Raw genomic sequence first — 25,760 nt, 5'->3', positions numbered from 1 at the left:
ACCGCAGAATGCCGCGATTTGGTGCAAAACAAACGGGACAGCAAACAAATGTTGCTGTCCCGTGAAATTTATCGGTGATCTGTGGTTTAAGGATCTAGATCGTGTCTGCAACCAGTTCCTTGAGATCCGTATCCGGGCGCGCCCCCATATGCGAAATGACTTCGGCGGCACAGATTGACCCAAGACGACCACAAGTCGCAAGGTCATGTCCCTTGGTATAACCATACAGGAAGCCTGATGCGAACAGATCGCCGGCACCCGTGGTATCAACCACACGTGCAACCGGTTCGGCGTCAACAGTGATCACTTCGTTATCTGAAACGATGACCGAACCCTTTTCGCTGCGGGTCAGGGCCGCGACTTTGCAATGGTTGCGGACTTCGGCAAGAGCTTTTTCAAAGGTATCGACTTCGTAAAGCGATTTGATCTCGTCTTCGTTGGCAAACAGGACGTCGATATGATTGTGGACCAGATCGCGGAATGACTCGCGGTGACGATCAACACAGAAGGAATCAGACAGGCTGATTGATACCTGACGGCCAGCTTCGTGGGCGATCTTGGCGGCCTTGATAAAGGCTTCTTTGGCGTCGGGGCGATCCCAAAGATAACCTTCCATATAAATGATCTTGGCCGATGTGATCAGATCGGCATCGATATCGTCCGGGCCAAGTTCGGTACAGGCGCCCAAAAAGGTGTTCATGGTACGATGCCCGTCCGGGGTGACAAAGATCAGGCAGCGCGCGGTCGGGGCACCTGTTGTCGTCGGGGCAGAGTTAAAGGAAACACCAATGGCGCGCATATCGTGGCTGAAAACCTCGCCAAGCTGATCGTTGCGCACCTTGCCGATATAGGCACCCTTGCCGCCAAGAGCTGCAATGCCGGCCATCGTGTTGCCAGCCGAGCCACCAGACATTTCAAGGCCGGGGCCCATTTGCGCATACAGGCTGTCGGCGGTTTCCGCATCGATCAGGGTCATGGCGTTCTTAACAAGGTTCAGACGGGTAAGGTCTTCTTCCTTGCAGTGGGAAAGAACGTCGACAATGGCATTGCCGATACCGACGACATCGACTTTGGTGTCACTCATAGGCTTGGTTTTCCTGCGCTTTTTTCAGATATGGCCGGTCTGGCAAGATACGCATGTGTTTTGTAATGCGAGTTCGCGCCAGAAAGATCGAAATGCTTTGGTCGCGGAGTATAGACAATGAAAATCGGCACGCAAGCACTGCGACTGTTTCGAGTCCGGTCTTTTAACCGGGTGTTAAGACTATAAAAAACTGCGTTTGCAGTTTTTTGAGCCGAAAGACATCACGCTTTCGATCTGAACGACGGCAAATCGATGAGTGGTTTTTTACATTTGACCGGGGGTGCCTTGTGGAAGATTCCGTAAACCCCGGAAAACCGGGCTTTTGGCCCGAGAGGGGGATGATTGTGATCTGTTTTTACCTTCGGATGGCCCTATCTGATATTTGTGAATGTTTTTAGGCCTAAAATACGACTTAGATATTTTTAGATATGTTTAATGTTGTAAAATTGATGATTTTTAATGGGGGTGAATATCAGACAAACTGGTATGTCTTTGATTAGGGTTATTAAATATTATCAATTAATTCAATTCTAAGCAATATTCATTGATCGTATATCGCAAAATGCGTTATATCTACAAAGTCCGCAATATGGGGTGTTTAAGCCGAAAAACCCTAGGCCGGATCCTTTGAAGGGCCCGGTTTGGTGACGTCCCGTACTGGATTGGGAGCGTGATCAAGATCAGGATTTTTTGATCGGATCGGGTAAAGCTGGACCGGTGCGTTGTTGATTTGTGGATCAACCGGTTCTTTTGCCGTGATCAAGACCGGATGGCCAAGACGTTCGCGTAATTCATCGATCACAGCACTGATTCGGGCCTGATGCATCGGGTCTTTGCATAATTTGACGAATTGCGTGAAGGCATGCAGTGCCTTTTCATCTTCGTTCAGGCGGGCATAAAGCGCACCAAGCTGATGCCAAAGCCCATCATGATCCGGTGCGATCAGCAAGCTGTTGTCGATAATCCGCGCCGCAAGGGCCAATTCGCCCTGACGCAGGGCGCGGACTTTTATATTGTTTTGAAGTCGTAACAATATTGCAATGTCTGATGCTTCGCGATAGTGACTTGGCTGCAATTCGGCGTCCAGCCCGTGAAATGCCTTTAACAATTCACGGAGTTCGGCTGACTCCAGGGTGATGCCGCCATGAAAGGGGTCAATTATTTGGCGCGCCCCGCCTGATTGCAGCCGCAACAGGAAGTGACCGGGAAAATCAATGCCGGTGATTTCAATCTGGCAGCGTCGTGCTGCGTGGACATATATCAGGGCCAGTGCGACAGGCAATCCGCGTTTGCGGTCGATGACCGACATCAGGTCGGCATTGGCCATATTGTCGTAATTGTCGGCGTCCCCCTGGAAACCGTATGTGCCGGGGATTACGTCCTGCAGGACCTGAACAATGATATCGACGGGTGGATGACGGGGATCGGTAATTTCGATATCGGCCAGATGGGCGGCAATCTTGTTGCGGACGTCGTTGGAAAGGGCGTCAAGCAATTCGATATAGGGGGCGATGTCGCGACCGGGATCATTTAACCGGGCAAAGCGAAGGGCGGCTTCGGCGGCGGTTGCGTCGGGATGCTGACCTGTGCCGTAGTCGACAAGCCATTGGCGATCATTCGCAGGAATGTCTTTTTGCCGATCAATGATAATTTTCAGGTCCTCTGACGTTCTGGATCGTCTTTCATTCGAACATGACTGACGACGCGCCTGACATAACTGGTGCCTCGCGCATGGGCGACAACCAGATCGCGTTCGTGCTCGTTCTGGGCGATGCCCATGATATGCACGGTGCCATCAATGGTTTCGATACTGTAGTTAATCGCATAGATGTCGGTGTCAAACATCAGTGCGGTTTTAATCCGCGTGGTAATCAAAAGATCACTGGCACTGTCCATCAGGCTGGGACCAGTGCCGACTTCAACCTCGTTGATGACGCGATTGACGCCACCGACTTGCCAGGTCAGCTCGACGGCTTTTAGCTCGTCCCCGGTATTTTCGACCCGACCGGCAAGAAGAACTTCGCCTTCGAGCACTTCGATCTCGATCTGGCGGAACAGGTTTTCATCCTCGGACAGGAATTTTTGCCAAATTTCGGCCGTGATGGTTGTATCGCTTACCGCACCGCCAAACCCGCGCTCCTGCAAAGCCGCGACACCGGCTGTCGCACCGGCACCAATCGCCAGTGATGTGCAGCCTGACAGCGGAAAGATGGCCAAACTCGCCAGAATAGCAAGGGTCGGCCCCGTCTGTGCGCAATAATGTCTGACTTTAACGATACGGCCGGTTATCCGCCGTAAAACGCTTGATAGTGACGTCATTAATCGGTTTCTCGCCCCGAATTCCCTCAAACTTACCAGTTCCAATATGGGGGCTGTCTATTAAGGAGTTTTAAAACTGAAGCCGATTTGGGACGATTAATGACTTTTTTCGCATGTGAGTTCGGCCCAACGGCCCGGTGTAACACCAAAGGCCCGTTTGAAATGCCGGTTTAAGTGGCTTTGATCGGCAAAACCGGTATCCCCGGCAATATCGACCAGGGGATGATTTTGTGCGATCAGCACGCGGGCCTTTTGCAGGCGACGCATCATCAGATAGCGATAGGGTGTTGTGGCAAAGCAGGCCCGGAATTGCCGGATCAGGCGATAACGATCAAGTCCGGTAACGTCTTCAAGCTCGCGCGATTGTACGGGTCGGTCAAAATGGGCTTCCAGATATTGTCGCGCCCGTTCCATGCGATCTATTGCCAGTAATCCACTGGGTTTAACCGGGCCATTGGCATGACGGGCAAGGCCCTCGGCGATATCGGAAATGAACTGATCTAGCAGCAGCGGATCGACATTTTGATCAAGATGGGACAACACGGACGCAAGTGTTGCTGCAAGTTTGGGATCAGAAACCACCGGATTGGTTACAAAGGGAAGCGATGCCATATCGGAACCAAGCCCGCGCCGAAGCACGGCAGGTTCAAGATACAGCATGCGATAGCGCAGGCCGTCATCGGTACCAGCCCCGCCATCATGAAGTTCATCGGGATGAAGGACGATCACATTGCCCGGCTGGCTGACACGCGACGATCCGCGATAGTTAAAGGTTTGAATGCCTTGCAAGGTGATGCCAAGCGCATAGGTGTCGTGACGGTGCGGGGTAAACATATTGCCAAAAAAACTGGCTTCCATCCGTTCGATCCCCGGCAAGGAAGGGGCGGCAATAAACCGTTCACGCGGCTTGCACAAACGTTCAAGACCGTCGGCCGTGGTTTCGTTTAAAGCATTTGGCATCTTTGCTTATCCCCGATAACCCGACACCCATAACCAACGGATGCCCCGATGTTTGATACCAAAGTCGCCATTGTTTTGCGTAACGATCTTGAAAGCTGGCAATCCTTGAATGTGACCGCCTTTTTAATAAGCGGCATCGTCGCACAGTTCCCCGATATTATCGGCGAAACCTATATTGATCGCGACAAGAATATCTATAACCCGCTGTCGCGCCAACCAGCCATCGTATTGGCCGCCGATTCGGCAACAATGGGAAAAATCCACCGTCGTGCACTTGAGCGCGGTGTTACCGCTTCGCTTTATGTCGAAGAAATGTTTGCCACCGGCCATGATGCGGCCAATCGAGAGGTGTTTGGCCAGTTTTCCCCCGATGATGCCAAGGTTGTTGGAATTGCGCTTCGGGCGGAAAAACGTGTGGCGGACAAGATCACCAAGGGTGCCAAAATGCACCCATAGGATCATGTTCGTGGGGATTAGTTTCGGGCCATCCAGGCATTTTTCAGGTGATGAATACGGAAAATATTGCTGATGGCCATGATATCGAAACGCAGATCACCCTGATGATTAATCCGGGCGGCAAAGGATGCAAGGGCACGTGCGATACGCTGTTGCTGTTTGGGACGTAGTGCATGAAGGGCATCATGCAGATTACCGCGGTTTTTGACCTCGATCGCGGCAATCAGGGTGCCCTTTTTGGCGATGATATCGATTTCGCCAACCGGGCAGCGATAGCGCATTGCAAGAATTCGATAGCCACATAATCGCAGCCAAAGTGCGCAAATCCATTCCGCCCGGCGCCCGGCGCGTTCCGCCTTTTTGCGATCATTTTGCCGTGTGTTGCGGATTTTGACGATCTTGCGGGGGAATGCCATGGGTTTTATTCCCCGGTCTGTTTGGCCAGTTCCAGCGCCCGGTTATAAAGATCGCGCTTTTTAAGCCCGGTTTCCTTGGCAAGCTGATCGGCAGCTTCCTTGGTGCGCAGGGTTTTCAAAAGCTCGGTCAGGCGGGCATCGATATCATCGGCATCGGGTTCGGTATTATTTTCCGGCGCGGGCCCGACAATAACAACGACTTCGCCCTTGGGCGCACCTTGTTCGGCATAATGGGCGGCCAGATTGCCAAGGGTGTCGGTGCGGACTTCTTCAAACATCTTGGTCAGTTCACGGGTGACGGCGGCTTCGCGCGCATCGCCAAGCATTTCGGCCATATCGGCCAGACTGCTGGCCAGACGTTTGGGGCTTTCAAGGAAAATCAGGGTACCCGGAATCGGGGCAAAGCGTGCCAATTCCTTTTTGCGTGCTGATGTTTTAGGCGGTAAAAACCCGGCATAAAAGAAATGATCGCTAGGCAGGCCCGATAAGATCAGCGCAACAATGGGCGATGACGCCCCCGGGGCGGCGGTGACCATAAAGCCCTCGGCCTTGCAATCACGCACCAGTTTATAGCCGGGATCGTTGATCAGGGGGGTTCCGGCATCGGAAATCAGGGCAAGTCCCTGACCCTTGGCCAGACGATCCATGATTTCCGGGCGCATTTTCGCAGCATTATGTTCGTGATAGGCGATGCGCTTGGTCTTTACCCCATACCGCGACAGCAATTTGCCCGAGGTTCTTGTGTCTTCGCACAGAATAATATCGGCGCGCTTAAGGATATCGAGTGCCCGAAACGTAATATCGCCCAAATTACCGATTGGAGTAGCGACAAGATAAAGTCCCGATGAAAGCGGCAATAGCTTTTCATCTGGTTTACTTGCGCGCGGGCTCGCATTACCCTGCGTGCGAAACGAGTTATCGGGAGGTGAGATTGGGTTTTCCGACACGTCATCCGTTGCAGGATCAGGACGGGAGTTTGGCATGGTGCCGGGTCGCGCGCCGGACGGCATCTGTATTGGTCCTCTCAATAGGGCTGAGCGCATGTAATGCGACCACGAGTATCACGGACCTGTTTGGCATGCAACGGGACGGGGCGCCGGTTGAAACGGCGAATACCCCGGCAAATGACCCGACACGGGCCCCCGATCAGGGGCTTATACCCGATGCCAATCCGTGGCCAAGCACGAGCGCCCTGCCCGAGGGCGAAGGCCAGGAATTGCTGACGCTTTATAATGACGATGCGGCAATTAATGAAAAGCGGGTGGCCTTGTTGCTGCCGCTTTCGGGTCCGAACGAGGAACTTGGCCGGGCGATGCGCCATGCGGCTGAACTGGCAATGTTTGATATTGCCGGGGATGATTTCGTTTTGATGCCGATTGATACCGCCGGGACTTATCAAGGCGGGCAGGCGGCGGCTCGTCAGGCGGTTGATTCGGGTGCGAAAATGATCCTGGGTCCGCTTTTTGCCGAATCGGTCAGTGGTGCCAGCGAAGTGGCCAAAGCAGCCGGTGTGCCGGTGATTGCGTTTTCGAATAACCAACGCGTTGCAGAAGGCGGTGTGTGGGTGAACGGCTTTGTGCCCGAAGATCAGATTGCCCGTGCCGCGGGTTATGCCACGACACAGGGAAAGTATCGTTTTGCAGCGCTTTTGCCGCAAAATGATTATGGCCGACAGATTGCCGGATCACTGCAAAGTGTTGTGTCGCGCGTTGGCGGCAATCTTGGGCGGGTAGCATTTTATGCGCCGGGATCGGAAAACCTTGAAAAGACGATCCGCGAATTCGCCAATTACGATGCCCGCCGGGCAAATCTGCGGGCGCGCAAGCGCGAATTGGAAGCCGATGGATCGTCTGCATCCCAGCGTGCGCTAAAACGTCTTGAAGGGCTTGATACACTTGGTGAACTTGATTTCGACGCGCTGATCCTGCCCGCGACGGGCGGCGAGTTACGCCAGGTTTCTGCCCTTTTGTCGTATTTCGATGTTGATGCCGCACAGGTTCAGTTTATCGGAACCTTTGGCTGGAACGATCCGGGCCTGTTTGCTGAACCGGCTTTGAAAGGTGGAATTTTTGCTGCCCCTGATCCGGAAAACTGGAAACTGTTTTCTGATCGGTTCAAGCGGACCTTTGGCGAACAGCCACCGCGGATTTCAAGTTTGGCCTATGACAGTACCGCCCTTGCGGCACTATTGTCGCGTGATGGGGCTGATATGTCACGTGATGCGGTGACCAATCCAAACGGATTTGTTGGTGTGGACGGGATTTTCCGTCTGACCACACAGGGACGTTCGGAACGCGGCTATGCCGTGATGCAAATTCAGCCCGACGGGGCAAAGGTTGTTGCCCCGGCCCCGGCAGTGTTTGATCAGGTTTTCTAGTAACTGTCGAAATGCCGGAATAATGATATCAAACGCCCGCCGAGTTATGCTTCGGCGGGCGTTTTGTCTTTGAAATTGCACAGGTCATTAACGATGCAGTCGCCACAGCGCGGTTTGCGTGCCTTGCAAATATAGCGTCCATGCAGGATCAGCCAATGATGGGCGTGGGTCATGAAACGGGACGGGATTTTTTTCAGAAGCCCCTTTTCAACGGCCAGCACGTTCTTGCCGTTCGCCATACCCGTGCGGTTACCCAGCCGAAAGATATGGGTGTCAACCGCCATGGTATGTTCGCCCCAGGCAATGTTGCGCACCACATTGGCCGTTTTGCGCCCGACACCGGGCAGTTCTTCAAGCGCGTCCTGATCGTTGGGAACAACGCCGTTATGCTTTTCGACAAGGATTTTCGCTGCTGCCATGACGTTCTTGGCTTTGCCACGATACAGACCGATGGTCTTGATGTGACCAATCAGGGCCTCTTCACCAAGATCAAGCATATCCTGCGGGGTTTCAACGATCTGGAACAGTTTTTTGGTCGCCTTGTTCACCCCGACATCGGTCGCTTGCGCCGACAGGGCGACAGCGACCAAAAGCGTATAGGGATTGGTGTAGTCAAGTTCCCCTTTCGGTTCCGGATCGGCATCCGAAAGACGCTGAAAAAACTCTTCTACGGCGGCTTTGCTCATCGGGCGGGACATGGCTGAATACCTGGGATATTTGTCATTGCGTGGGTGCCGCATTTTGCGGTCAATTCCGGGATGCTGGCGTCCGCATTGCGGCCATCCCTGATGTGATCTTATATGCTTGGCATATATAAACTGCCAATCCGCAAAGGTCGAATTTTGATTGCGGCGGAACTGGAAGCGTTCCAGAATTGATTGATTGGAAACGCCTGCAAACCGGTCAATTGCCATGCCAGCCGTCCCAAGAGCCGAAAAACCGATATTTCGCATCGATTTGCATCCGCCGCGTTCGTTAAGCGGGCGGGCAGCGCGCAATATTGTTATTTTGCTGGCGTGTGCGACGTCGATCATCGGTTTGATTTTTTGGGCGGTGGGGGCTTGGCCGGTGGTCGGGTTCCTTGGTGTTGACGTGGTGCTGCTGGCGCTGGCGTTTTATTTTAGTTTTCGTGCTGCGCGGGCCGGGGAGCAGATCGAGCTTCGTCAGGGCAATTTGCGGGTTACCCGCATATCGGCGCATGGGGTCCGGCAGGAGTTCGATTTTCAGCCTTATTGGCTTCAGGTTGTGCTGGAACGTGGTGAAGATGATCAATGCCAACTTTATTTGCGCTCACATGGCAAACGTTTCGAGATCGGTGGTTTTTTGGGGGCGGATGAAAAAACCGATCTTGCCGGAAAGCTTGATCAACTGTTGCGCAAGGCACGTTGTTGCCCCGATCCGCAAACGGTGTGATTGTGATCCGATCCCGGTTTTGTGCCGATTTTTACCTGATTTCAGAGCGTTTTTCCGTATCGGCAACCCCGATATGCTTTGTGTGAATTCAATGGGGTTTCATCCCAAAAAGCATCTGGAAAGATACAAATTTTGCCGTGAAACCGGTTGCGGAAACGCTTCTGGACACCGATTTAGGCGTTTAACGGTGAAATTCACCCCTGATTCCTTATTTTCACCGCTTGCGAGTTTTTGATGACTTTCATATATAGGTGCGCGGGGCAGTTACCCCGTGAATTTTAAGATGACGACAACCATTGGTCCCAGGAGGTCCTGCGCAGCGCTTAGATCGTGAAGGCTGCGGGACGGACCGGCCGCTAAAAGAGGAACTTACTATGGGTAAGATTATTGGTATTGACCTTGGCACCACCAACTCCTGTGTCGCAGTCATGGACGGCAAAGAAGGCCGTGTGATTGAGAACAGCGAAGGTGCACGTACGACCCCGTCAATGGTCGCTTTCACCAGCGACGGTGAGCGTCTTGTTGGCCAGCCGGCAAAACGCCAGGCTGTGACCAACCCGGAAAACACCCTGTTTGCTATTAAACGTTTGATCGGTCGTCGTTACGGCGACGCCGAAGTCGAGAAGGATAAAGACCTCGTCCCGTATAAAATCATTTCCGGTGAAAACGGTGATGCATGGGTTGAAGTCAACGGCGAGAAAATGGCACCGAGCCAGATTGCCGCGATGGTTCTTCAGAAAATGAAAGAAACTGCCGAAGCCCATCTGGGCGAGCCGGTTACCGAAGCGGTGATCACGGTTCCGGCATACTTCAATGATAGCCAGCGTCAGGCAACCAAGGATGCCGGTAAAATTGCCGGTCTTGAAGTCAAACGCATCATCAACGAGCCGACGGCTGCTGCCTTGGCCTATGGCCTGGACAAGAAAGAAGCTGGCACCGTGGTCGTTTATGACCTTGGTGGCGGTACGTTTGACGTGTCGGTTCTTGAAATTGGCGACGGTGTTTTTGAAGTTAAATCGACCAATGGCGATACTTTCCTTGGCGGTGAAGACTTCGATAAAACCATCATCGATTACCTTGCTGACGAGTTCAAAAAAGAACAGCAGATTGATCTTCGCAAGGACCGTCTGGCCCTGCAGCGCCTGAAAGAAGCCGCTGAGAAAGCCAAGATCGAACTGTCGTCTTCGATGCAGACCGATGTCAACCTGCCGTTTATTACCGCAGATGCATCGGGTCCGAAGCACTTGAACATCAAATTGTCGCGCGCCAAACTTGAAGGTCTGGTTGGTGATTTGATCGAACGCACCATGATCCCGTGCAAAGCCGCATTGAAAGATGCTGGCATCACGGCGGGCGAGATCGATGACGTTATTCTGGTCGGCGGCATGACCCGTATGCCGAAGGTTCAGGAGCGCGTTAAAGAGTTCTTTGGTCGTGAGCCGCATAAGGGTGTGAACCCGGATGAAGTGGTTGCCCTTGGTGCTGCCATTCAGGGTGGTGTTCTTCAGGGTGACGTCAAAGACGTTCTGTTGCTTGATGTGACGCCACTGTCGCTGGGGATTGAAACCCTTGGCGGTGTGTTCACCCGACTGATCGACCGTAACACCACGATCCCGACTCGCAAGTCGCAGACGTTTTCGACCGCAGAAGACAACCAGACGGCTGTGACCATCCGTGTCTTCCAGGGCGAACGTGAAATGGCAGCGGACAACAAGATGCTGGGCCAGTTTGATTTGGTTGGTATCCCGCCGGCACCGCGCGGTGTTCCGCAGATCGAAGTAACCTTTGACATTGATGCCAACGGTATCGTCAACGTGTCGGCCAAAGATAAGGCGACCAACAAGGAACAGCAGATCCGTATTCAGGCATCTGGTGGTCTTGGCGATGACGAGATCGAAAAAATGGTCAAGGATGCCGAAGCCAATGCCGATGCTGATAAAAAGCGCAAGGCACTGGTCGAGGCCCGTAACCAGGCTGAAGCCGTCATTCATTCGACTGAGAAAAACCTTGCCGAGCATGGTGACAAGGTCGATGACGCGACAAAATCGATGATCGAAGACGCCTTGTCGGCAGTCAAAGAAGCCAAAGATGGTGAAGAGCCGGAAGCGATCACTGAAAAGGTCAACGAACTTCAGCAGGCTGCAATGAAACTTGGCGAAGCCATGTATCAGGCACAGCAGGAAGAAGCCGCTGGCGAAGGTGAAGCCGCTGACGCATCTGCACAGGCTGATGACGGTGTTGTTGATGCCGACTTCGAAGAAGTCGATGACAGCAAAAAAGACAAGTAAGACGACCGGTGCGGTCGTCTTGAACGCCGCCCTGTAAAACGGATACGGGCCGTTCCGAACGCATGTTTATTGCCGGAACGGCCCAGCCGTATTTTCGGAGTTACAGATGGCGAAAGAAGATTATTACGAGCTGTTGGGTGTTGGCAAAGATGCCGATGCTGCGACGCTCAAAAGTGCCTATCGCAAACAGGCGATGAAGTATCATCCTGATAAGAACCCGGGTGATGCCGAGGCCGAAGTTAAATTCAAGCAAGTCAACGAAGCCTATGAAGTCTTAAAAGACCAGGAAAAGCGTGCGGCCTATGACCGGTTCGGGCATGCTGCCTTTGAACAGGGCGGACCCGGCGGTGGTGGCGGTTTCGGTGGCGGCGGCTTTGGTGGCGGCGGTTTTTCTGATGTCTTTGACGAGATTTTTGGCGCCATGGGCGGTGGCCGTCGCGGCGGTGGTGGATCATCACGCGGTGCTGACCTGCGTTATAATATGGCGATCTCGCTTGAAGAAGCATTCGAAGGTAAAAAGGCCGAGCTTACAATTCCCGGGTCTGTTGCCTGTGATGAATGTCATGGCAGTGGGGCCGAAGCCGGATCACAGCCAGTTACCTGCCCGACCTGTAATGGCCATGGTAAAGTGCGCGCCCAGCAGGGCTTCTTTACGATTGAACGGACTTGTCCAAGCTGTCATGGCAAAGGCAAGATTATCAAGAATCCGTGCAAATCCTGTCATGGGGTTGGTCGTGTCGAACAGGAAAAGACCCTGTCGGTTACAATTCCGGCCGGGGTCGAGGACGGCACGCGCATTCGTTTGGCTGGTGAAGGCGAAGCGGGCGCAAATGGGGCGCCTGCGGGGGATCTGTATATCTTCCTTGATATCCAGAACCATCGCTTTTTCCAGCGCGATGGGGCGAACCTGTATTGCCGGATTCCGATCCCGATGAGCAAAGCGGCCCTTGGCGGTACCATCGAGGTGCCAACGATCGAGGGAACGCGCACCCGGATCAACATCCCCGAAGGCACGCAATCGGGTCAGCAATTGCGTCTGCGCAGCAAGGGCATGACCATTTTGCGGTCACAAGCGCGCGGTGACATGTTTGTTGAAATCAGTGTTGAAACCCCGGTCCGACTGACCGAACGGCAAAAAGAGCTGTTAGAGGAATTCGACGAGATTTCACGCAAGGAAGGCAGCAACCCGGAAAGTGAAGGGTTCTTTTCCAAGATGAAGGAAATCTGGAAAGACCTGACGGACTAGGCGTTCTGCCAAATTGTTCCTGTTTGGGAATATGACGATGTTTGACCCCGCTCCGTTACCCGGAGCGGGGTTTTTCATTGATGGGATTGTTTGGCCAAGGGTGGTTTTTGACAAAATCGATGAAGGCGCGCAATGGTGTGGGCACCAGACGGCGACCGGGGTAATAAAGCTTGGGACCTGAAAATTGCGGCCACCAATCCTTGAGAACCGGTATAAGTGCCCCGCTTTCAAAATAGGGTTGAAGCCAGTCTTCGAACAAATAGATGATGCCCGTGCCGGCACAGGCGGCATCAACGGCAAGATCGGTACCGCCGCCCGGGCGGATGATAAGCGGGCCGGTGGGATCGATTTCAAGGTTTTCATCACCGCGTTCGAATTCCCAAGCGTGCATTGCACCGCTGGCAAAGCGACCCCGCAGGCAGGCATGCGTCAGAAGGTCGCGGGGATGTTCGGGCATTTCATGTTCTGCCAGATATTGTGGCGACGCGGCCGCTGCAAAGCGTTGTGTCCGGGGGCCGATGGGAACGGCGATCATGTCCTGTTCAAGACGTTCGTCATAGCGGATGCCGGCATCGCAGCCTTCGGCCAGCACATCGACAAAGCTTTCTTCGGTGATTATTTCGACCCGGATATCGGGATAGGCGACAAGGAAAGGTGGAATGATACGGGGTAAGGCAAGGCGGGCAGCACTGACCGGCACGTTCAGTTTCAGGTTGCCTGCCGGACGATCGCGGAAGCTGTTGACCACATCAAGTGCCAGTTCCATTTCATCAAGGGCAGGCGAAAGCCGTTTTAGCAACCCATCCCCCGCCTCGGTCAGGGCCACACTGCGGGTGTTCCGGTTGAACAGCCGCACGCCGAGCCGCGCTTCAAGACGCCGGACCTGTTCGCTTAGGCGTGATGCGCTGCCGCCGCTCAGTCGGGCTCCTTCGCGGAAACCACCGGCGCGGGCCACGGTGACAAAGGCTGTGATATCGCCAAGATCAAGTTTCATTGTTCTGTATTCCGTACAGACTGTTCTAATTGTGCTGTATTGCCGATCAAACCAGTAGCGCCTAACTTCTGTTCACACAATGGATGCCACGCATTACAGGAGATTTCCCATGTCCAATATTGAACAGGCCGGTACATACACCCTTGGTGATTTTACGGTAAACCGCATGGGCTATGGCGCGATGCAGCTTGCCGGGCCGGGCGTGTTTGGCCCGCCGAAAGACCGTGACGGTGCAATTTCTGTTTTACGTGCTGTGATCGAGGCCGGGGTTAATCATATCGACACCAGCGATTTTTACGGTCCGCATATCACCAACCAGCTGATCCACGAGGCGCTTCATCCCTATAAGGATGATTTGGTTCTTGTGACCAAAATCAGCGCCCGGCGCGGTGATGATGGATCGTGGATTCCGGCGATGGCACCCGAAGAATTGACCCGTGCGGTGCATGATAATTTGCGTAATCTGGGTCTTGATGTGCTTGATGTCGTCAATTTCCGCTCTATGCATGGTCTTCATGGACCTGCTGAAGGATCGATTGAAGAACAGCTTTCGGTTCTGGCCGAATTGCAGCATCAGGGATTGATACGCCATATCGGGTTGTCCAATGTCACGCCAAGCCAGATCGCGGAAGGCCGCCGGATTTGCGATATTGTCTGTGTGCAAAATCAGTACAACCTTGCCCATCGTGCAGATGATGCACTGGTTGACGGCCTTGCCGCCGATGGAATTGCCTATGTGCCGTTTTTCCCGTTGGGCGGTTTTTCCCCGTTACAGTCCGAAACCCTTTCACAGGTCGCGAAGTGCCTTGATACAACGCCGATGCAGGTTGCTCTTGCCTGGCTGTTGCAGCGGTCCCCCAATATTTTACTGATACCGGGCACATCGTCATGTGATCATCTGACACAGAACTTGGCGGCGGCGGAGTTGATCCTGCCTGTTGATGCAATTGCCGAACTTGACGGGATTGCGACGCAACCGGTCACGTGATCTGACAGTCGATCTGATAGTTGATCAGGCAGTCTGATCCTTCATGCATCAAACTGTTAACCCCCCAATTCGGATTATCGGGTTTCGGGGGTTTTTCGGTTTGATTGGTATTGGCCGGAATGCCGGGCGTTGGACTGTATGCAATTGCGTGTTTCCAGTGATTTCATCACGGGGTGGCATGTGTTAAAGCAAGGATATGTTTGAAATTGCTTGCCCGTAGGAGACCGGAAATGAAGATCGGGATTGTTGGATGTGCCGGCCGTATGGGCCGTATGCTGGTGAATGAAACCGCCAAAACCGCCGGATGCGAGGTTGGTGGCGGTACTGATCTGGCCGGGAGTCCGTTTATTGGCAAGGATGTCACCCTGATTGCCGGTCTGGAAGAAAGCGGTGTTTTGGTCGGTGATGATCCACGCGCTTTGTTTGAAGCGGTTGATGCGGTTATCGACTTTACGGCCCCGGCGGCAACGATGAACCATGCCAAATTGGCGGCTGAAACCGGCAAGATCCATGTGATCGGGACAACCGGGCTGTCAAACGACCAAAAGGCGGAGCTGAAAGTTGCGGCAAAGACCGCGACCATCATCTTTGCCCCGAATATGAGCGTCGGTGTCAATCTGGCCTTTGCGTTGGTCGAAAAGGTCGCGGCGATCCTTGATAAGGATACCGCCGATATCGAAATCGTTGAAATGCATCACAAGCACAAGGTTGATGCGCCGTCAGGTACGGCACTTGGCCTTGGTGAAGCGGCGGCAAAAGGCCGTGGCGTTGATCTGGATGCGGTTTCGGTGCGATCACGCGACGGACATACCGGTGCGCGTGAAAACGGCACCATCGGCTTTGCAACGCTACGTGGTGGCGATGTGGTCGGCGATCATACGGTGGTGTTCGCCTGCGAGGGCGAGCGGATCGAAATTACCCATAAAGCATCCTCGCGCGAGGTCTTTGCCAAGGGTGCTGTGCGGGCGGCAAAATGGGCCGAGGGCAAAGCACCGGGCCTGTATTCCATGCGTGATGTGCTGGGGATTTGATTACGCCAAGCACATATTGAATTTAAAGGCCGGTACAGATGCACCGGCCTTTTTCATGCGCTGAATATGGGAAAGCCCAAAGGCCGTTCGTTTGGGTTTCCGGCTTGGCGGCTAGTGCGCGTCCGCCCAGCTATCGCCAATACCGGCGTCCGCAATCAGCGGAACGGAAAGATGTGCGGCATTTTCCATGACGTTGCGGATGGTTTCGATGGCTTTGTCGGCCTCGTCCACCGGGGCTTCAAAGATCAGTTCATCGTGAACTTGAAGCAGCATACGGGTTTTAAGCCCGGCATCGACAAGCGCACCGGGGACCGCGATCATGGCGCGTTTGATGATATCAGCAGCCCCGCCTTGAATCGGCGCGTTGATTGCCGCACGTTCGCCAAAGCTTCGGCGCATGCCGTTTTTATCATTGATCCCGTTAATATGGATGTGGCGACCAAACAGAGTACGGACAAAACCATGCTTTTTGGCAAAATCCTTGGCCTGTTCCATATAGTCGCGGATGCCGGGATAAATCTCGAAATAAGCTTCGATAAAGGCCTTGGCTTCTTTTTGTGGAATACCAAGCTGATTGGCCAGCCCAAAGGCCGAGATGCCATAGATAATGCCGAAATTAATCGCCTTGGCCTTGCGCCGAACCATCGGGTCCATGCCTTCAATCGGCACACCGAATACCTTGGATGCGGTGGCGGCGTGGATATCCTCGCCATTTTTAAATGCTTCGCGCAGGGCGCCGATTTCCGCGACATGGGCCAGCAGGCGTAATTCAATTTGCGAATAATCGGCAGAAATCAGCTTGCAACCCGGTTCCGCGATAAAGGCGGTGCGGATTTTGCGGCCTTCTTCGCTTCGGATTGGAATGTTTTGCAGGTTGGGATCGTTTGACGATAACCGTCCTGTATTCACATTGGTCTGGCCATAGCTTGTATGAACACGGCCAGTTTCCGGGTTAATGTGATTGGCAAGGGCATCGGTGTAAGTGCTTTTAAGTTTTGATAGTTGACGCCATTCCAAAAGCTTGACCGGCAGGTCATGCCCCTGTGCGGCAAGACCTTCAAGCACGTCGGCCCCGGTTTGCCAGGCACCAGTTTTGGTTTTTTTGCCACCCGGCAGGCTCATTTTTTCAAACAGGATTTCGCCAAGCTGTTTGGGGCTGCCAAGGTTAAAGGTTTCGCCGGCCATTTCGTGGATGGTTTCTTCGAGCGCGGCCATGCGTTTGGCAAAGTCATTTGACAGGGATTTTAGCTTTTCGGCATCGATCCTGACGCCCAGCCGTTCCATTTTTGCCAAAACAGGCACCAGCGGGCGATCTAGCGTTTCATAGACGCTGGTCATATGTTCCTGCGCGATGCGCGGCTTTAGCAATCGGTGCAAACGCAGCGTGATATCGGCATCCTCGGCTGCATAATCCACGGCCTTGTCGAGTGGCACCTGATCAAAGGTGATTTGGTTTTTGCCCGACCCGCAAACATCGGAAAATTTGATCGGTTTGTAATCCAGATGCAGGTCCGCCAGTTCGTCCATGCCATGACCGTGGCTGGTGCCATCCAGAACATAGGACAACACCATGGTGTCATCCATCGGGGACACATCAATGCCGTGGCGCGACAGAATGATCATATCGTATTTAAGGTTCTGACCGACTTTAAGGACGCCCCGATCCTGTAAAAGCGGTTTTAACAATGCAATGGCACGATCCAGCGGGATTTGTTTGGGAATATCGCGATCCGCGGGCGTTTCGGCCGTATCGCCGAAATCAAAGCCGCCTTGGGCTTCGCCGCTGCTTTGGTCCGGACCATGTCCAAGCGGGATATAACAACCATTTCCCGGTTCGGTCGAAAGCGAGACGCCGACCAGTTTCGCCTGATGGGCATTCAGTGACGTGGTTTCGGTGTCGACTGCGACGGTTCCGGCATATTCGGCCATTGCAATCCAGTGCTTTAGACGGTCTTCATCCTGCACCAGTTCATATTCGGCCTTTTCGACACTGATATCATTGACACCTGTTCCCGGTTCAACGATGCCGTCGGCATCAACAGAGCCACCGAACTTTGCCTTTAATTTAGAAATCAGTGATTTAAAGCCATGCGTTGATGCAAAACTTAAAAGAACATCCGGATCAGGTTCGCGTAGGCTAAAACCATCAATGGTTTCGACCACGGGTACATCGATTTTAAGGGTCACCAGATGGCGTGAAACACGTGCAAGTTCGGCATTTTCAAGCAGCTTTTCGCGACGTTTGGGTTGTTTGATTTCGCCCGCACGTTCCAGCAAACTGTCAAGATCACCATATTCATCAATCAGTTGTGCTGCTGTTTTAATGCCGATGCCCGGAACACCGGGTACGTTATCAACGGAATCGCCTGCAAGTGCCTGAACATCGATAACTTTGTTTGGCGCAACGCCGAATTTTTCCATGACTTCGGGGGCGCCAATGGTGCGATTCTTCATCGCATCAAACATTTGTACCCGATCGGTCACAAGCTGCATCAAGTCTTTGTCCGAAGACACGATAATAACATCAGAACCTTCGGCTTCGGCCTGACGGGCATAGGTCGCGATCAGATCATCGGCCTCATAGCCTTCAAGTTCGATTGACGGCAGGTTAAAGGCCCGCGTCGCATCGCGGATCAACCCAAATTGCGGGATCAGTTCTTCGGGGGGCGGCGGGCGATGGGCCTTGTAGTCGGGATAGAAATCGTTGCGGAATGTTTTGCCCTTGGTATCGAAGATCACCGCCATATGATCGGGCTTGGTATCTTCGCGCAGTTTCATCAGCATGGTACAAAAGCCATACACCGCATTAACCGGCGTGCCGTCCGGGCTTGTCATCGGCGGCAGGGCGTGGAAAGCCCGGAAAATAAAGCCGGACCCGTCAACCAGCACGACGCGGCGGCGGGGTTGGCCGGCGGATTGAGTGGTGGATGGCGCAGAATCTGTCATGCGTCTAATGCTCATTCATTCATGTGATTTGGTTGGCCGCAGAATGCCCGATCCGGCCAGTGAAGTCGAGTAGGGCGTGGGCGAAAGCGCGAATATATCGTCGATCTTGTCGCTATCTCCTGACAAGGATTTGTCAGGAGATGGTAGCTTTATACGGCATTATATCGATAATGTAACGATATGGCTAAGCAATGACCGAATTCTGACCTTTTATGCCACAGCGTCGCTTTGGACTTACCAGCAGGCGCGGGGGTTGCTATGGTCGATAGCGGTGCAACTTCGCACGCAGATATGGGAGACCCGGTCATTGTCGGCCAAGGAAGCAAAACCGGTTTTCAAGTTGCCAGGTGTCGGGATTGAAACCGTAGAACCGACGCGTGAGTTACATGACAACATGAAGCTCGCGTCTCGGAGTAAAAGGGATAAGAAAGCTGAACGTGTCGCGCGGTCCAATGGTGTTGGCTGGCGCAAGTTCTTTAGCGCGTCTTCCTGGATGCGATTTTTGATTACCTTTGGGGTTTTCGGACTTTTTCTGCACGGGTTGTTTGTGTTTTTCGGGGTTTATGACCGCAATCAGAATCTTCCGGCGGTCGAGCATTTTGTTCTTTTGATCAAGCTCGTGGTGTTTATCGCGTTGATGTATCTGTTTTACGCGATGCTGATGCACTACGGGCCGATTCGCGAAAAGGTGCGCGGGATATTTTTTCTGGCACTCGCACCGGTCGCGGCGGTTTGCATTTTCATGATTTACGGTGGCGGACGTATTTTTGGTAGTTTTCTGCCCGTTTTGCAGTTTCTGACCCTGACCATCGGTGTCGGTGGGTTTTTGCTGTATGTGGTTGGCTATACCTGGGTGGCTGGACGTCAGGTGAAACGTGATACAAACCGCCATGAGCGCACGGAAAAACTCAGAAGCCAGATTGCCGGAACGGCTGTTGGCAATGGCCTGTCATCACGGGCGCGCCCGGATCGTCGGAAAGTCCATAAGGCGGGTAGCCTGCGTTTGCGACACGATGATAACGGGTCGTTTAACGGGGAAACTGACCGTACCAGGCCCAATGTTGCCAGCCGCAAGGCCCGATTGCCCGAAATCTGAGACGGTTGGTTGAATATCGGTTCATGCGTGCATGAACCGTATTTGAGTTTTATTCTGGTCCAAGGGCGATATACGCCGGTCTGCAACCTTAATGTTTAAATTGAAAAACCCGGTAAAACCAGCTGATCAAGCGTGATTTTTCAGAACGACACCCGCCAGATAAAGCGATCCCAAAATTAAAATCCGTTTTGGATTGGCGTAACGCTGTTTTGCCGTTGCCAGTGCATCGTCAAGATCGTCACAGGCATTTGCATTGGCGATATCGGCCTTGATTGCGGCGTTGCGCAATGTTTGGGCGCTATGAACATCATGATCACCGGGAATTGGAATGCCGATGACGGATGCAATATGGGGCGCAAGTGGGTGCAGGAAGGCAACCGGATCGCGGTTATCAAGCATTCCCATGATGACAATCGTGTCGCCCGCCGGTTGGCGTGACAGCCAGTCGGCAATGGCTTCGGCGGCGGCGATGTTATGCCCGCCATCAAGGATCAGCTCGCAGCCATCGGGCAAGGCATCGCAAAGCGGGCCATTTGTCAGTTTTTGAAGCCGCGCGGGCCAGTTTGTCTGTGTAATGCCATTGGCAATGGTTGCCATGTCCGGGCCGGAAATATCAGTCATGCCGGGAATATTGGCATGGCGCACCGCGGTGATGGCGGTTGCGGCATTGATAAACTGATGACGGCCGGGCAGGGATGGTAACGGCAGATCGAATTCTTCGTCGCGGATGCGCAGCGTGAAACCGTTTTCGCGTTCGTTGGTGACGTCGAAACTTGTGATCAGGGGGGTGCCAATATCATTGGCATGACGGGCCAGTGTGTCAAAGGCCTCAAGAGTTTGCGGTGCCAGAACGCACGGCACACCGGGCTTCATGATCCCGGCCTTTTCAAAGGCGATTTTGGCGATGGTATCACCAAGGAAACCTTGATGATCCAGCGAGATCGGGGTGATGATGGTCAGGGCCGGTGTATCAATGACATTTGAGGCGTCAACCCGGCCACCAAGGCCGGTTTCCAGCAAAACAACATCAGCCGGAATGCGGGCATAGGCCAAAAAGGCCGCGGTTTGGGTGATTTCAAAGAAGGTGATTTGTTCACCGGCATTGACCGCTTCGACTTCTTCGAGAAGGTCACATAGCATGTCTTCGCTGATGAGGTCACCGGCCAGACGGATGCGTTCGTGAAAGCGGACAAGATGCGGAGAGGTTGAAGTATGAACGCGAAGATCCGCAGCCTCGTAGATGGCACGCAGATAGGCGAGTGTCGATCCCTTGCCATTGGTGCCAGCCAAATGAATGACCGGCGGCAATTTCAGGTGCGGATTACCCAGCTTGGCAAGCAAGCGGGTAATCCGACCCAATGAAAGATCGATCACTTTTGGATGAAGCTGACCCAGACGCGCGAGAATCGCGTCACTTCTTGGTGTTGGCACCTTCGGTCTCGGTCTTTTTTGCCGGTTTCGCGGCAGTTTTTTTCTGAGCATCCTTGATCGGAACAATCGCGGCACCCGGTTTGGTGCGACGGATCATGTCGATCAGGCGGCCAATGGTTTCATTTAGTTCGGTACGTGGCGTAACCATATCGACCATGCCGTGTGCCAAAAGGTATTCAGCGGTCTGAAAATCATCGGGCAGTTTTTCACGGATGGTGTTTTCGATCACGCGACGCCCGGCAAAACCGATCTGTGCGCCCGGCTCGGCAATTTGAATATCGCCCAGCATGGCAAAGGATGCCGAAACACCGCCGGTGGTCGGGTCGGTCAAAAGTACGAAATAGGGCAGGCCCTTTTCCTTGACCTTTTCGATCGCGGCCGTGGTGCGGGCCATCTGCATCAGGCTAAGGATGCCTTCTTGCATACGCGCACCGCCCGATGCCGGAACGATGATCAGGGCAGCGTCCTGAACACTTGCCAGTTCGGCGGCGGCAACAATGCCTTCGCCAACGGCGGTTCCCATCGATCCCCCCATAAAGGAGAAATCGAACACGGCAATGACAGTCGCATGGCCGCCGACTTCGCCATGGGCCACGGCCAGTGCATCCTTGTAGGTTGCCTTGGCCTGTGCCGTTTTCAGGCGGTCGATGTATTTTTTCTGGTCGCGGAATTTCAACGGATCGACCGGAACAGTCGGCAGTTCGATGGTCTGGTATTTACCCCCATCGAACAGGAGCTCAAGACGGTCCTTGGCTGAAATGCGCATATGATGACCACAATGCTGGCAAACATGACTGTTTTTTGCCAGATCACGGTGGAAGATCATCTGTTCGCACGACGGACACTTATGCCAGAGGTTTTCGGGCACATCGGTGCGGCGAACAAGTTTCTGAATCTTGGGACGGACGAATTCTGTCAGCCACGACATATCGGATACTGATCCTTGGTTTTACCTATATCGGTCATTTCACAACAACGCGAACATCATTTGCGCGCGTTGCGCACCCCATCTGCAAGTTCGCGAACAAGGCCTGTGACCATAGAGGCGGTCTTATCGGTGGCCTTGCCGTTTTCGTCAAGACTTTCGGCAATTTTTGATACGATTGCCGACCCGACCACAGCGGCATCCGCCTGTCGGGCAACTTCGGCGGCCTGCTCGGCACTTTTGATGCCAAAACCAACTGCAATCGGAAGGTCCGTATGGCGGCGCAGGCGCGCCATGGCTTCGACAATCTGATCATTGGTGGCCGAACCGGCACCGGTTACCCCGGCAACTGAAACATAATAGACAAATCCCGACGTGTTTTGCACAAGTTTCGTCAGGCGCTTGTCATCAGATGTCGGTGTGGTCAGGCGGATAAAGGACAAGCCCTTTTCCACGGTTGGCACGCAAAGTTCGGCGTCTTCTTCGGGGGGCAGATCAACAACGATCAGGCCATCAACCCCGGCATTGCGCGCATCTTCAAGGAATTCAGCAACCCCATAGATATAGATCGGGTTGTAATAGCCCATCAGAATGATTGGCGTATCGTGATCCTGATCGCGGAAACCGCGCACCAGTGACAGGGTTTTGCGCATATGCATGCCTGCGGCCAGTGCCCGGATCGATGCTTCTTGAATGGCCGGGCCATCTGCCATTGGATCGGTAAACGGCATGCCAAGTTCGATGACGTCGGCCCCGGCTTCGGGCAGGGCTTTCAGGATTTCAAACGATGCTTCCGGGTCCGGGTCGCCTGCGGTGATAAAGGTCACCAGACCCGCACGGCCTTCGGCTTTGAGCTTGGCGAAACGTTTGGCGATGCGGTCTTTGCCGCCGATGATTGCGTCGCTCACAGTTCTACTCCCAGTGCTTCGGCCACGGTAAAGATATCCTTGTCGCCCCGGCCGCTCAGACACATCAGGATGATTTTGTCCTTGCCCATTTTCGGGGCTTCTTTCATCACCTGCGCAATGGCGTGGCTGCATTCCAGTGCCGGAATGATGCCTTCAAGTTCCGAACAAAGTTTGAACGCCTCAAGTGCTTCTTTGTCGGTAATCGGCACGTAACGTGCCCGGCCGATATCTTTAAGCCAGCTATGTTCCGGGCCAATGCCCGGATAATCAAGACCGGCTGAAATGCTGTCGGCTTCTTTGATTTGGCCGTCATCATCCATCAACAGATAGGTACGGTTGCCATGCAGAACGCCGGGTTTTCCGGCCGTCAGGCTGGCGGCGTGTTTGCCGGTATGAACCCCGTGACCTGCGGCTTCGACGCCGACAACTTCGATTTCCTTGTCATCAAGGAACGGATGGAACAAACCGATTGCGTTTGACCCGCCCCCGACAGCGGCGATCACCTGATCAGGAAGGCGGCCTTCCTGTTCAAGAATTTGTTCTTTGGCTTCGTTGCCGATCACGCATTGGAAATCGCGGACCAGTTCCGGATAGGGATGTGGGCCAGCAGCCGTGCCAATGATGTAGAAGGTATCCTCGACATTGGTGACCCAATCGCGCAGTGCCTCGTTCATCGCATCTTTAAGCGAGCAGGAACCGGATACGACCGGTTTGACCTCGGCACCAAGAAGGCGCATGCGGAATACGTTGGATGACTGGCGTTTGATATCCTTGGAGCCCATGTAAACCGTGCAGGGCAGGCCAAAGCGCGCACAAACCGTCGCGGTCGCAACACCGTGCTGACCGGCACCGGTTTCGGCGATGATGCGGGTTTTGCCCATGCGTTTGGCCAAAAGGATCTGGCCGATGCAGTTATTGATCTTATGCGCGCCGGTATGGTTCAGGTCTTCGCGCTTGAAATAGATCTTGGCTCCGCCGAGGTGCTCGGTCAGGCGTTCGGCGTAATAAAGCGGGTTCGCGCGCCCGACATAGTGGCGCAGAAAGTAATCAAGTTCTTTCTGAAACGCGGGGTCGGCCTTGGCGTCTTTATAGGCCTGCTCAAGCTCGAGAATCAGCGGCATCAAAGTTTCGGCGACAAAGCGTCCGCCAAAATTGCCGAAATGTCCGTCCGGATCCGGAAGGGCACGATAGCTGTTAAGCGCGGTTGGTGCAGACGTCATAGGATTTCCCCGTGAATGGGCCGCGAACGATGCCGCGACGGCAAAGACATGCGACAGTCATTAATTCAGCGAAAAGCCGCCGGGCAAAAAAGGTTTGGCGGCTTCGTCATCGTTTCTTTTACCCGCTTGTGGGTGAAACGGATTAATGGGCTGCGTGCTCGGCCTGGGATTTGTCGAAAATATATTTCTTCGAGCAATACGGGCAGACCACCTCGCCCTTTTCCTCAAGATTGAGGTAAACGGTGGGGTGACCAAGATGGCCTTTGCCGCCGTCACAGGCAATATTCAGGCTGCCGACTTTGATTTCTTCGGTGATCTTCATATATCCAGTTTCCCAGTTTGCACAGGCATCGGTGTTTTCATCGGTGTTGCCATCGGTTGATCGTCGGCTCTGTCTCGGCCCCAAAGGTCCGTGAGCCATTGACCCCGGTTTCATCGGGATGATACCGATTGCGCATATTCAATCAACACTTCCGCATGGTCTTAGCGCAAACAAGCCACGCGGAAAAGAGCGGAGATCACGCATTCATGACTGCAATGCCCGACTACGCCATCGAAGTCGAGGGGCTGACCAAGCTCTATAAAGGCGCGAATGGTGAAAAACTGGCACTGGACAATGTGTCGCTTAAAATCCCGCGCGGTTCATTTTTCGCCCTGCTTGGCCCGAATGGTGCCGGAAAATCCACGTTTATCAATATTTTGGCAGGCCTTGTTACCAAAACAAGCGGGACGGCAAAAATCTGGGGCTACGATATCGAAACACAAATGCGTCCTGCACGCTGTTCGATTGGTATCGTGCCACAGGAATTGAATTTGGACGCATTTTTCTCTCCGCGTCAGGCAATGGAACTTCAGGCCGGGCTTTATGGTGTGCCCAAATCGGAACGCCGGACCGATGAAATTCTTGCCGCTCTTGGCTTGTCGGACAAGGCCGACTCGTATTCCCGGTCGCTTTCGGGCGGGATGCGTCGTCGTTTGCTGGTTGCCAAGGCGATGGTGCATAACCCGCCGGTTCTGGTTCTTGATGAACCGACCGCCGGTGTTGATATCGAATTGCGTCAACAGCTTTGGGCCTATGTCAAAGAACTGAACAAGGCAGGCGTGACCATCGTTTTGACCACGCATTATCTTGAAGAAGCCGAAGAACTGTGTGACGAAATCGCGATCATCAACAAGGGCAATGTGATTGCCCATGAAGACAAGCGCAGCCTGCTGCGCCGGATTGATCATAAGACATTGGTTTTAACGGTTAAGAATGACCTTAATGCGGTTCCAGATGTTCTTGCCCCTTGGGGGGCAGAACTTAAGGCGCCCAACCAGATTGCGTTGAATTATCGGCCCAGCAACACCCAGATGGCGGAAATCCTTAATGCCATTCAGGGCAGTGGCCTTGCGATTACGGATTTGTCGACCGAAGAAGGTGATCTTGAAGATATCTTCCTGATGTTGACCCGCGATAACGACAAGGCGCGCGCTGGCAAAGCCGCCTGATCTGATTGCTATCTAGGTTGATCTATATTTTCAGAACCCTGTAAGTTGCTTGCAGGGTTCTGTTTTTTTTGCCCTGATTTAACATTTGTATGAAGAATTTGGCGCGGGTTGATACCGTGGTGGTGGGGATTGTTCGGCAGATATGGCGCGTAAAAGTGTTGGCGGGGCGAC

General features: G+C 53.6%; 23 protein-coding genes. 9 read left to right on the top strand and 14 right to left on the bottom strand.

The genetic code is table 11. The annotated features are described in order from the left end of the window. Positions 1-94 precede the first annotated feature (94 nt). The 4 genes from TALK_RS01075 to TALK_RS01060 all read right to left on the bottom strand — a co-directional run bounded on the left by TALK_RS01075 (position 95) and on the right by TALK_RS01060 (position 4,363). Positions 95-1,084, bottom strand: coding sequence for an adenosine kinase (locus TALK_RS01075; RefSeq protein WP_085614986.1), 990 nt, complete (start codon positions 1,082-1,084; stop codon positions 95-97). A gap of 613 nt (positions 1,085-1,697) precedes the next feature. Continuing rightward, on the bottom strand, positions 1,698-2,579 hold the full coding sequence (locus TALK_RS01070) for a SirB1 family protein (RefSeq protein ID WP_245829619.1): 882 nt from the start codon (positions 2,577-2,579) through the stop codon (positions 1,698-1,700). 158 nt (positions 2,580-2,737) lie between these two features. Next, positions 2,738-3,403: a BON domain-containing protein gene (locus TALK_RS01065; protein WP_085614982.1), complete on the bottom strand. Its 666-nt coding sequence runs from the start codon at positions 3,401-3,403 to the stop codon at positions 2,738-2,740. 96 nt (positions 3,404-3,499) lie between these two features. After that, positions 3,500-4,363 (bottom strand): AraC family transcriptional regulator, encoded by an 864-nt coding sequence (locus TALK_RS01060; RefSeq protein WP_085614980.1) that lies wholly within the window; start codon positions 4,361-4,363, stop codon positions 3,500-3,502. Positions 4,364-4,411: 48 nt separating this feature from the next. Here TALK_RS01060 and TALK_RS01055 point away from each other — a divergent pair, with 48 nt between their 5' ends. After that, positions 4,412-4,819, top strand: coding sequence for a DUF2000 family protein (locus TALK_RS01055; RefSeq protein WP_085614978.1), 408 nt, complete (start codon positions 4,412-4,414; stop codon positions 4,817-4,819). A gap of 17 nt (positions 4,820-4,836) precedes the next feature. Here TALK_RS01055 and TALK_RS01050 read toward each other — a convergent pair whose 3' ends face one another. After that, positions 4,837-5,235 carry a YraN family protein gene (locus TALK_RS01050; RefSeq protein ID WP_085614976.1) on the bottom strand — a complete coding sequence of 133 codons (399 nt, stop codon included), beginning with the start codon at positions 5,233-5,235 and terminating at the stop codon, positions 4,837-4,839. Positions 5,236-5,240: 5 nt separating this feature from the next. Beyond that, positions 5,241-6,245, bottom strand: coding sequence for a 16S rRNA (cytidine(1402)-2'-O)-methyltransferase (gene rsmI / locus TALK_RS01045; protein WP_425444014.1), 1,005 nt, complete (start codon positions 6,243-6,245; stop codon positions 5,241-5,243). On the opposite strand from rsmI, the gene TALK_RS01040 reads away from it, so the two are divergent. Continuing rightward, complete coding sequence (locus TALK_RS01040) at positions 6,167-7,612, top strand: penicillin-binding protein activator (protein ID WP_085614972.1); 1,446 nt, start codon at positions 6,167-6,169, stop codon at positions 7,610-7,612. The two genes, rsmI and TALK_RS01040, sit on opposite strands and share 79 nt — an antisense overlap. A 44-nt stretch (positions 7,613-7,656) precedes the next feature. Here TALK_RS01040 and nth read toward each other — a convergent pair whose 3' ends face one another. Further along, the gene (gene nth / locus TALK_RS01035; protein ID WP_085615689.1) at positions 7,657-8,298 is read right to left on the bottom strand and encodes an endonuclease III; all 642 of its coding nucleotides are present in this window, start codon (positions 8,296-8,298) and stop codon (positions 7,657-7,659) included. 226 nt (positions 8,299-8,524) lie between these two features. Between nth and TALK_RS01030 the strand changes: the two genes are divergently transcribed. The 3 genes from TALK_RS01030 to dnaJ all read left to right on the top strand — a co-directional run bounded on the left by TALK_RS01030 (position 8,525) and on the right by dnaJ (position 12,559). Continuing rightward, a complete protein-coding gene (locus TALK_RS01030) occupies positions 8,525-9,025 on the top strand; it encodes a DUF2244 domain-containing protein (RefSeq protein ID WP_085614970.1) in 501 nt (166 codons plus the stop codon). Positions 9,026-9,399: 374 nt separating this feature from the next. Then, entirely contained in the window at positions 9,400-11,313 is a 1,914-nt protein-coding gene (gene dnaK, locus TALK_RS01025) for a molecular chaperone DnaK (RefSeq protein WP_085614968.1), read from the top strand. 106 nt (positions 11,314-11,419) lie between these two features. Then, the gene (gene dnaJ / locus TALK_RS01020; RefSeq protein WP_085614966.1) at positions 11,420-12,559 is read left to right on the top strand and encodes a molecular chaperone DnaJ; all 1,140 of its coding nucleotides are present in this window, start codon (positions 11,420-11,422) and stop codon (positions 12,557-12,559) included. Positions 12,560-12,614: 55 nt separating this feature from the next. Here the strand turns inward: dnaJ and TALK_RS01015 are convergent, their stop codons facing one another. Beyond that, on the bottom strand, positions 12,615-13,553 hold the full coding sequence (locus TALK_RS01015; RefSeq protein ID WP_085614964.1) for a LysR family transcriptional regulator: 939 nt from the start codon (positions 13,551-13,553) through the stop codon (positions 12,615-12,617). Positions 13,554-13,662: 109 nt separating this feature from the next. On the opposite strand from TALK_RS01015, the gene TALK_RS01010 reads away from it, so the two are divergent. Together TALK_RS01010 and dapB are read left to right on the top strand one after the other, a co-directional pair. Next, positions 13,663-14,541, top strand: a complete 879-nt coding sequence (locus TALK_RS01010) for an aldo/keto reductase family oxidoreductase (protein WP_085614962.1) — start codon at positions 13,663-13,665, stop codon at positions 14,539-14,541. A gap of 230 nt (positions 14,542-14,771) precedes the next feature. Further along, positions 14,772-15,572 (top strand): 4-hydroxy-tetrahydrodipicolinate reductase, encoded by an 801-nt coding sequence (dapB, locus tag TALK_RS01005; protein ID WP_085614960.1) that lies wholly within the window; start codon positions 14,772-14,774, stop codon positions 15,570-15,572. Between the two features lie 111 nt (positions 15,573-15,683). Here the strand turns inward: dapB and polA are convergent, their stop codons facing one another. Next, positions 15,684-18,518, bottom strand: a complete 2,835-nt coding sequence (polA, locus tag TALK_RS01000; protein ID WP_085614958.1) for a DNA polymerase I — start codon at positions 18,516-18,518, stop codon at positions 15,684-15,686. A 307-nt stretch (positions 18,519-18,825) separates the two neighbouring features. Here polA and TALK_RS00995 point away from each other — a divergent pair, with 307 nt between their 5' ends. Next, on the top strand, positions 18,826-19,614 hold the full coding sequence (locus TALK_RS00995) for a hypothetical protein (RefSeq protein ID WP_211274749.1): 789 nt from the start codon (positions 18,826-18,828) through the stop codon (positions 19,612-19,614). Between the two features lie 126 nt (positions 19,615-19,740). Here TALK_RS00995 and TALK_RS00990 read toward each other — a convergent pair whose 3' ends face one another. The 5 genes from TALK_RS00990 to TALK_RS00970 all read right to left on the bottom strand — a co-directional run bounded on the left by TALK_RS00990 (position 19,741) and on the right by TALK_RS00970 (position 24,420). Next, on the bottom strand, positions 19,741-21,045 hold the full coding sequence (locus tag TALK_RS00990) for a bifunctional folylpolyglutamate synthase/dihydrofolate synthase (protein ID WP_085614956.1): 1,305 nt from the start codon (positions 21,043-21,045) through the stop codon (positions 19,741-19,743). Beyond that, positions 21,026-21,973 (bottom strand): acetyl-CoA carboxylase, carboxyltransferase subunit beta, encoded by a 948-nt coding sequence (accD, locus tag TALK_RS00985; RefSeq protein ID WP_085614954.1) that lies wholly within the window; start codon positions 21,971-21,973, stop codon positions 21,026-21,028. The genes TALK_RS00990 and accD overlap by 20 nt, the downstream gene beginning before the upstream one ends. A 56-nt stretch (positions 21,974-22,029) precedes the next feature. Continuing rightward, complete coding sequence (trpA, locus tag TALK_RS00980; protein WP_085614952.1) at positions 22,030-22,878, bottom strand: tryptophan synthase subunit alpha; 849 nt, start codon at positions 22,876-22,878, stop codon at positions 22,030-22,032. Continuing rightward, complete coding sequence (trpB, locus tag TALK_RS00975; RefSeq protein WP_085614950.1) at positions 22,875-24,098, bottom strand: tryptophan synthase subunit beta; 1,224 nt, start codon at positions 24,096-24,098, stop codon at positions 22,875-22,877. Before trpB ends, trpA begins: the two co-directional genes overlap by 4 nt. A gap of 142 nt (positions 24,099-24,240) precedes the next feature. Next, positions 24,241-24,420 (bottom strand): zinc-finger domain-containing protein, encoded by a 180-nt coding sequence (locus TALK_RS00970; protein WP_085615685.1) that lies wholly within the window; start codon positions 24,418-24,420, stop codon positions 24,241-24,243. A gap of 206 nt (positions 24,421-24,626) precedes the next feature. Between TALK_RS00970 and TALK_RS00965 the strand changes: the two genes are divergently transcribed. Then, positions 24,627-25,589 (top strand): ABC transporter ATP-binding protein, encoded by a 963-nt coding sequence (locus TALK_RS00965; protein ID WP_139833685.1) that lies wholly within the window; start codon positions 24,627-24,629, stop codon positions 25,587-25,589. Positions 25,590-25,760 lie beyond the last annotated feature (171 nt).

Source organism: Thalassospira alkalitolerans (genome assembly GCF_002115745.1).
GTDB classification, from domain to species: domain Bacteria; phylum Pseudomonadota; class Alphaproteobacteria; order Rhodospirillales; family Thalassospiraceae; genus Thalassospira; species Thalassospira alkalitolerans.
Note: the sequence above shows the minus strand (reverse complement) of the source record. Positions and strands in the feature narration are given on the sequence as shown.